Annotated in this window: 6 protein-coding genes and 1 pseudogene; 2 read left to right on the top strand and 5 right to left on the bottom strand. The window is 35.7% G+C overall.

The genetic code is table 11. The annotated features are described in order from the left end of the window. The first annotated feature begins 142 nt into the window (after positions 1-142). The gene (locus TA89_RS04165) at positions 143-520 is read left to right on the top strand and encodes a DUF1622 domain-containing protein (RefSeq protein WP_040211114.1); all 378 of its coding nucleotides are present in this window, start codon (positions 143-145) and stop codon (positions 518-520) included. A gap of 46 nt (positions 521-566) precedes the next feature. Here the strand turns inward: TA89_RS04165 and TA89_RS04160 are convergent, their stop codons facing one another. Beyond that, entirely contained in the window at positions 567-1,229 is a 663-nt protein-coding gene (locus TA89_RS04160) for an adenylate kinase (RefSeq protein ID WP_040211112.1), read from the bottom strand. A gap of 372 nt (positions 1,230-1,601) precedes the next feature. Between TA89_RS04160 and nagE the strand changes: the two genes are divergently transcribed. Then, a complete protein-coding gene (nagE, locus tag TA89_RS04155) occupies positions 1,602-3,047 on the top strand; it encodes an N-acetylglucosamine-specific PTS transporter subunit IIBC (protein ID WP_040211111.1) in 1,446 nt (481 codons plus the stop codon). A 102-nt stretch (positions 3,048-3,149) separates the two neighbouring features. Here the strand turns inward: nagE and hemL are convergent, their stop codons facing one another. The 4 genes and pseudogenes from hemL to TA89_RS04135 form a co-directional block, all read right to left on the bottom strand. Next, positions 3,150-4,430, bottom strand: coding sequence for a glutamate-1-semialdehyde 2,1-aminomutase (gene hemL / locus TA89_RS04150; protein ID WP_040211108.1), 1,281 nt, complete (start codon positions 4,428-4,430; stop codon positions 3,150-3,152). Next, positions 4,430-5,422: a porphobilinogen synthase gene (hemB, locus tag TA89_RS04145; RefSeq protein WP_040211105.1), complete on the bottom strand. Its 993-nt coding sequence runs from the start codon at positions 5,420-5,422 to the stop codon at positions 4,430-4,432. Before hemB ends, hemL begins: the two co-directional genes overlap by 1 nt. Positions 5,423-5,434: 12 nt before the next feature. Continuing rightward, entirely contained in the window at positions 5,435-6,940 is a 1,506-nt protein-coding gene (gene cobA / locus TA89_RS04140) for a uroporphyrinogen-III C-methyltransferase (protein ID WP_040211104.1), read from the bottom strand. Further along, a pseudogene (locus TA89_RS04135) lies at positions 6,940-7,408 on the bottom strand (hydroxymethylbilane synthase); the annotation flags it as partial. The gene cobA and the pseudogene TA89_RS04135, both read right to left, overlap by 1 nt.

The raw sequence follows: 7,408 nt of genomic DNA, 5'->3' as shown, positions 1-7,408 counted from the left end.
AATTTTTTCTTATTCAACTCCATACTTCTACTTTACTTTTTAAGATGCTAGGATATTTTGTGATTTATGCTATAATGATATAGGATATTTAGTAAATAACTTTTAATTAATGTTATATTATATTTGAAAAAGGGGAAGAAAAATGGAGTTATTACATGAAGTGCTAAGTAACATCGTAGATATTGCGATTATTATTTTTGAGTTCATAGGAGTAACAGTGATTATAGTTTCAGGACTTCAAGGAATTATTGGCTATATACGCAGAAATCCTCTAACTAGATTAAATCTTGCTAAAGGTATGGCCATGGGATTAGAATTCAAACTTGGAAGCGAAATATTAAGAACGGTGGTGGTAAGAGATTTTTCTGAGATCCTTACTGTTGCCGGTATTATTGCTTTAAGAGCCGCCTTAACATTTTTAATACATTGGGAAATTAAAAATGAAGAAGCAAATACAGAAATCATTATAACAAAAGAAAAAGAAGATAAGTTAACTCATAAAAATATGAATAATTTATAAAAAGAAACCCGAGGTATATAAAAATATACATCGGGTTTTTTTATATTTAAACTAAAAGGCTGTAAACTGACTGCAATGTAGAACATATTCTGTTGAAGGTATTTTCTATCCCCTCATTACCTTGTATTTTTGTCAACAGCCCATGAGCACTATAATAGTTAGCCAAAGGATTAATAGTCCTGGAATATACAGACAACCTTTCTAAAACCACATCTTTACTATCATCCTCTCTCTGTAAGAGCTGTTCCCCGCATTTTTCACATCTATCATTTAATTTAGAGGGGTTGAATTTTATATGATAGTTTGCCCCACAATTTCTGCAAAACCTTCTTCCTGATATTCTCTCCAATATCTCAGCCTTATTTACATCTATTAAAATCACTTTATCTATCATGCATTTATTTTCTTTAAGAATCTCTGAAAGAGTTTTTGCTTGATAAAGGTTTCTTGGAAAACCATCTAATACAAAGCCAGCTTTACAATCCTCCTTCTCAAGTCTGTCCTTAACAATGCTTACAACCAAATCATCAGGAACCAGTTCTCCTTTTTCTATATAACTTTTAGCTTTTAATCCTAATGAAGTTCTTTTATTTATATTCCCTCTAAGTATGTCCCCTGTAGATATATGAGGAATTTTATAATGCTCACTAATTAATTTTGCTTGAGTTCCTTTTCCCACCCCAGGAGCTCCTAATAATATTATTCTCATATAGTACCTCCAAGCTCATAATAAAACTATTAGTATATACTAATTATAAATATTTATACATTTAGTATATACTATATTATATTTAAAGCTACTTTATTTGTAAATAACTTAATTTATTTTTTTAAAATTTATTAAATACATTTTAACTATATATATTATTTTTTAATAAAAGAAAGATAATCTAAATTATCTTTAAACAATTATTGTATTAATTTACATATATATAAATTATTGCTAATATAATAGTATATATTACCTTTTTCTAAATCACTTTTCGCTTTTACAATTTTATATTGATATCATCAATACATCTGCTTAACTTATTCCTTAACTTCTTAGCTTTAAAAAATAATGGAATGGAGGAATTTTATTATGATGAAATATCTTCAGCGTATTGGAAAGTCTCTTATGCTTCCCGTTGCAGTATTACCTGCTGCAGCAATATTATATGGTATAGGCTATTGGATTGATCCCTTTGGCTGGGGAGCAAACAACGTAGCTGCTGCTTTCCTTATCAAATCAGCTTCTGCAATTGTGGATAAGCTTCCTATATTGTTTGCTGTAGGAGTAGCCATAGGAATGGCAAAAACAAAGGATGGCGCTTCTGCTCTTTCAGGACTTGTAGCTTATTTAATGGTAACTACACTGCTTTCTTCAGAAACGGTTGCTATGCTTCAAGGTGTAGAAAAAGCAATGGTGAACCCGGCTTTTGGAAAGATTGAAAACGCTTTTATCGGTATTTTAAGCGGAGTCATTGCCGCAGCTTGCTTTAACAAATTCGGAAATGTTAAGCTGCCTTCTGCATTATCCTTTTTTAGTGGAAGAAGGAGTGTTCCTATTGTAACCTCAGTGGTTATGATGTTCGTTTCCGTCATTTTGTTCTTTATATGGCCTGCAATTTACAGCGCATTAGTTTATTTTGGACAACTGATAGTGAGTCTGGGACCTATAGGTGCCGGTATTTATGCCTTCTTTAACAGACTTTTAATTCCTACAGGTCTCCACCATGCATTAAATTCCGTATTCTGGTTTGATGTTGCAGGAATAAGTGATATCAATAAATTTTGGGGTACTATTCCAGGAGGAGTAAAGGGAATAACAGGTATATATCAGGCGGGATTCTTCCCTATAATGATGTTTGGTCTTCCAGCTGCTGCTCTTGCTATGTATCATACAGCTAAGGATAATAAAAAGAAGGTTACCTTTGGTTTACTCTTGGCAGGTGCTTTTGCATCCTTCTTCTCCGGAGTTACTGAGCCAATTGAATTTGCATTCATGTTCCTTGCACCAGGACTATATTTTGTTCACGCTCTTCTCACAGGGCTTTCAGTATACCTAGCAGCACATTTTGGATGGACCGCAGGTTTTATGTTCAGTGCAGGTTTTGTTGATTTCTTTTTAAGCTCCAGACTTCCTCTTGCAAACAAACCCTTCATGCTTTTAATTTTAGGACTTATATTTGGAGCAGCTTATTATATATTATTTAGGTTCTTAATTGTTAAGTTTAACTTAAACACTCCTGGCAGGGAGGAAGATGAAATAAGTGAAAAAGAAATGAATACAAAATTAGCTAATGATGATTATTATCAGGTTGCTAAAACAATCTTAGAGGGGCTTGGAGGAAAGGATAATGTAGTCTCAGTTGATAACTGCATTACAAGGCTTAGAATCGAAGTAACAGATATAACCTTAGTTAATGATAAAAAGATAAAATCAGCTGGGGTAGCAGGTATAATAAAACCTGGTAAGACATCGGTTCAGATAATAATAGGTACTCAAGTTCAGTTTGTAGCAGATGAATTAAATAAACTGCTATAGAAAATAAGAGCGAAAAGTGATAAAAATGAGCTATCCATGAACGCTTTGGATAGCTCTTCTTAACCAGTCAACTTATAAATTATTTCCGACTTATATTTAAAGTTAGATTGTTTTTAAGAAATTCTCTGCTGCTTCCAGAGTTATGTCTATCTCCTTGTAAGTATGAGCATTGGAAATAAACATAGCTTCAAATTGTGCCGGTGCAATGTATATACCTCTTTCCAGCATATAATTAAAATATCTTCCAAAAACCCTTACCTCTGAAGTTTTAGCACTCTCGTAGTCCTTTACTTCCGTATCGGTAAAGAATAAACAGCTTAAAGAGCCAACACCTGTAATACTGTAATTAAGTCCTCTTCTCTTCAATATCTCTTTCAGTTCTTTTCTATAATAACTCCCTAATTTATTTAGATGAGTGTATATTTGAGGGTTATCTCTCAAAATCTCCAGCTCTTTTTTGCCCGCAGCCATAGCTATAGGATTTCCACTTAAGGTTCCTGCTTGATAAACTGTACCTACAGGAGATATTTGTTCCATAATATCCCGCCTTCCGCCATAGGCGCCAACAGGCATTCCTCCTCCAATTATCTTTCCAAATATAGTTAAATCAGGTTTAATGTCATAATAACCCTGTGCACCGCTGATGCTTAGCCTAAAACCTGTTATTACCTCATCAAATATAAGCAGTGAACCATTTTCTGTACAAAGCCTTCTAAGCTCATTCAGGAAACCTTCCTCAGGAAGAACAACTCCCATATTGGCAGCCACAGGCTCAATTATAACCGCTGCAATACAGTCTTTGTTCTTGTTGAATAAGTCTTCTACGCTGGAAATATCGTTATATATTGCAGTTAAGGTATCTTCAGCACAACCTTTAGGAACTCCAGCGCTGTCTGGTACTCCTGCAACCATTACCCCTGAACCTGCTTTTACAAGCATAGAATCGCTATGACCATGATAACAGCCAGCGAATTTTATAATCTTATTTCTTCCAGTATATCCTCTAGCTGCACGGATTGCACTCATCACAGCTTCCGTACCTGAGTTTACCATCCTTATCATTTCTATAGAAGGTATTAATTCACAGATTAATTCAGCCATTTCCACTTCAATTTCTGTAGCAGCACCAAAGCTTAATCCATTTTCACAGGCTTTTATAACTGCCTCCCTTATTTCTTTGTTGTCATGACCTAATATCATTGGACCCCAGGAGCCTATATAATCAATATATTTATTTCCGTCTACATCATATATATAAGCACCTTCAGCTCTCTTTATGAATCTCGGATTACCTCCTACAGCGTTAAAAGCACGAACTGGACTGTTTACACCTCCGGGGATACATTTAACCGCTCTTTTAAAAAGCTCCTGTGACTTACTCATTATCCTATCCTTCCTTCATCCATGAATTTTGCTAATTCTTTTGCATAATAAGTCAATAATATGCCTGCACCTGCACGATATATACTTGTAGCAGTTTCACAAATCATATTATCCTCCTGAATATATCCAAGCTTTGAGGCAGCCTTAATCATTGCATATTCACCGCTGACACTGTAAGCAGCTAAAGGGATATTTATTTCATTGGAAACCTCTCTTATTATGTCTAAATATGAAAGGGCAGGCTTTACCATAATTATGTCAGCCCCTTCTGAAATATCCGTTAAAGCCTCCTTAATAGCTTCTTTTCTATTATGATAATCCATCTGGTAGGCCTTTCTATCTCCAAAAGCAGGAGCTGATCCCGCCGCCTCTCTAAAGGGTCCGTAAAAAGCTGAAGCATATTTTACAGCATAAGACATAATTGGTGTATCAGTATAATTATTTGAATCCAATAAATTACGTATTGCCTTCACTCTTCCATCCATCATATCAGAAGGAGCCACCATATCTGCTCCTGCTTGAACATGAGAAAGGGCAGTTTTAGCAAGCAAAGGAAGGGTTTTATCATTGTCTACCATTTCTCCCTTAAGCATTCCACAGTGGCCATGAGAAGTATATTCGCACATACATACGTCGGTGATATAATAAAGCTCAGGGTGCTCTGATTTAGCCTTCATTAAAGCTTTCTGAACAACTCCTTCCTGCATCCACGCACCGCTTCCACATTCATCCTTTTTATTTGGTATACCAAAAAGCATAACACTGGACACTCCTGATTTCGCAATTTCTTCCAATGCGTAAGGAAGCATGTCTACGCTATATCTAAACTGATTTTCCATGGAAGAAATTTCTTCTTTTATTCCCTGTCCTTCCTTTACAAAAATAGGATAGATCAATGAAGCTTTATCCATTCGGGTTTCTCTAACCATATTTCTAAGAATAAGATTGCTTCTAAGCCTTCTTGGTCTGTTTAAAATCTCCAATTCCTTCATGTCCCTTCTATTTTAATTTTTCTCTCGATGTTTCATTATGTTATAAATCTCTGTTATTTTCTCTGTTAAACTTTCTATAGATGCCTTTTCTGAAACCGCTACTTTCATCTCATGCTTTCTTGCTTCTTCAGCGGTCTGTTCTCCTATACACACCGCTGTTACGGTCTTAAAATCTATATTCTTCATTGTTCTTACAAAGCCTTTTACAGTAGAAGCGCTGGTAAAAGCAACTATGTCTTGAACTCTTAATTTAATTTCCTCATTTTCTTCATATTCAGTTTTATAAACTGCCATAGAATCACAGTTAAACCCTTCCTGCCTCAAAGCTTTGACGCATGGGGGAGCTGCTCCCTCCGGTGTAAATACTAAAATATTATCATCTTTATTTAAAATACTTATTAGCCCTTTGGCCAAAGCTTCACCGTTGTATTCCTCCGGAATGTAATCAACTAATATTCCTCTGCTTTCTATAGCATCCTTAGTAGCAGGCCCCACTGCTGCCCACTTAATATTTACTAAATTTCTAATATCCATTCTGATGCTTTTTAAATAATCAAATAAAATTTCCACTGAAACTGCGCTAGTGAATACAAGCCAATTAAAATTATTTATTTTCTGAATCATTTCATTTAATGTATCACTTTGTACCGATACAGTTTCTATTGCAGGAAGCTCTATTATCTCCGCACCTAAGTTATATAGCTTTTCCATGAGCTTAGAAGATCTTTTTTTAGGACGGGTAACCACTATCCTTGCGCCTCCAAGCTCTCTATCCTCAGCCCAATGAAATTTTTCTGCCAGTGTACATACCTTTCCAACTACGATTATGCCTGGTGTACCTATATTATACTTTTCAGCTTCTTTAGGCAAAGTTTCAATATCAGCAACCACTCTTCTTTGAGCAGAGGAGGTTCCTTTTTCCAGTATAGCAGCAGGAGTTCTTTTATTCATTCCTGCCTCAATTAGTCCTTGAGATATTTCATTTAAAGCCCCTACTCCCATTAAAAATACTAAGGTAACATCTCCCAGAGCAACAAGCTTTTTATAGTCTACAGTCTCTTCACTACCTCTTTTTCTATGAGCGGTGATTATATGAAGAGAAGGTGAATAATCCCTATGGGTAACAGGAATTCCTGCATAGGCAGGTACAGATATTGCAGAGGTTATTCCAGGAACTATTTCGAAAGGAATCTTGTTTTCACAAAGAAGCTCTAACTCCTCTCCACCTCTTCCAAATAAAAAGGGATCTCCTCCTTTTAACCTGACGACCTTTTTGCCATTGAGTGCCTCTCTCAGCAATATTTCATTGATTTCCTCCTGAGGCACCTTATGGTTTCCTGCTTTTTTACCTACATCTATCTTTTCAGCACTTTTAGGAATCATTTTTAAGATTCCATCACCTACCAGCTGATCATATACCACTACATCAGCTTGTTCCAGGACAAGTTTTCCTTTTAAAGTAAATAGTCCGGGGTCTGAAGGTCCTGCCCCTATAAGCCATACCTTTCCTTTGCTCATCACCCTAATTTTCCTTTCATTCTCAAAGCTAAGTCATATCCTAACCGCTCCGATTTTTCTACATCTCCCACTATAAAATCAACGCTATGCTCTTTAGTTTCTTCATTAAAATATAACCCTGAAAGCTTTAATTCTCTTCCTATAATGCGGGCATGGGCTGCTATAGGTGAAGAACATCCCCCGTTTAACGTCCTGACAAAACTTCTTTCTGCCTTTGCGGCAAAAGATGTATTTTCATCATTTAGGCAATTTAAAAAACTGCAATCCAAATCCCTTCTTGCCTGTACTGAAAGTATTCCCTGTCCTGCGGATGGAATTACTTCATCTACTGAGAAATATTTGCTTATCCTATTTTCTAAGCCAGCTCTTTTAAGTCCTGCTGCTGCTAAAATAAGAGCTGAATATTCCCCTCTATCTAGCTTTGCAAGACGGGTAATTATATTCCCCCGAACACTGCTCATTATTATA

Origin of the sequence: Clostridium polynesiense (genome assembly GCF_000820705.1) — a bacterium.
In the GTDB taxonomy this organism is placed as follows: domain Bacteria; phylum Bacillota; class Clostridia; order Clostridiales; family Clostridiaceae; genus Clostridium_AA; species Clostridium_AA polynesiense.
Note: the sequence above shows the minus strand (reverse complement) of the source record. Positions and strands in the feature narration are given on the sequence as shown.